This is a genomic window from Endozoicomonas ascidiicola (assembly GCF_001646945.1).
GTDB classification, from domain to species: Bacteria; Pseudomonadota; Gammaproteobacteria; order Pseudomonadales; family Endozoicomonadaceae; genus Endozoicomonas; species Endozoicomonas ascidiicola.
In genome coordinates, this window is record NZ_LUTV01000001.1 from 574362 (window position 1) to 575253 (window position 892).

Genomic DNA, 892 nt, shown 5'->3' on the forward strand with positions numbered 1-892 from the left:
CAAGACGTCTCTTGACGAGGAGGAAGAGGTGCTCAGAAAACCGGTTAAGCCAAAACCAAAATAAAACCGATGGTTTCAAGTGAGTTTTGGTTTAGCCTGTCTTTCAGATCTTGATTTGGTGTGAATTCTCAGGAGTTCAACCATAGCAATGAATGAACTGGCATCGTGGTGAACATAGGGTTTTCAGGTCTTATGGCTGTTTCGGTGTTAAAAATGCGTACTGTCAGACTTAGGAATAGTCCCCAATTAACTTCCCTATTTTCAAGAGATCAGGAATCGTCGATAATTGCTCCGCATGAGTGCAGGAGGTCATCTTGGGCAGTTATTCGACGACAGTAGAGGTTCAAATGGTTCGGTTTTATCAGTCACTCAACGAGAGGGATCGTCGTCGCTATGCTGCGATTGAAGCGATAAAGCTTGGGCATGGTGGCATCGAATTCATTTCTCAGTTACTGGCTTGTGACCCGAAAACGATTCGTCGAGGTATCGCTGAGCTGGAATCAGAACATCTGACCGCTGATCATCAGCGAAAAAAAGGGGCGGACGCACACCGCTGATTGAGAAAAGTCCCCAGCTGACTGAAAACTTTCTCACCATACTCCGTAACCATACTGCTGGGGACCCGATGCGGCACGACGTAAAATGGACGAACCTGTCTCGTCGGCAGATTGCTCGCAAGCTCTCCGATTTAGGAACTCCAGCCAATAAGAATATCGTTTCTCGACTGCTTCATGATCATGGTTACCGACGACGCAAGCCGCAAAAAAAGCGAACAATGGGGCAGCACGCCGATCGCAACGCCCAGTTTGAAAATATTGCCAGACTGAAACAAGAATACTTGGATGCCGGATGTCCAGTGATAAGCATCGACACGAAAAAGAAAGAACTGCTG

The 892-nt window shown here is 47.1% G+C and carries 2 protein-coding genes; both read left to right on the forward strand.

Features of this window, described 5'->3' with window-relative positions; translation table 11 throughout:
* Positions 1-314: 314 nt before the first annotated feature.
* The gene (locus tag AKL11_RS02165) at positions 315-557 is read left to right on the forward strand and encodes a hypothetical protein (protein ID WP_095210160.1); all 243 of its coding nucleotides are present in this window, start codon (positions 315-317) and stop codon (positions 555-557) included.
* Positions 558-595: 38 nt separating this feature from the next.
* Positions 596-892, forward strand: a 297-nt coding sequence (locus AKL11_RS02170; protein ID WP_436404686.1) for an ISAzo13-like element transposase-related protein, incomplete at its 3' end; no start/stop codon positions are given.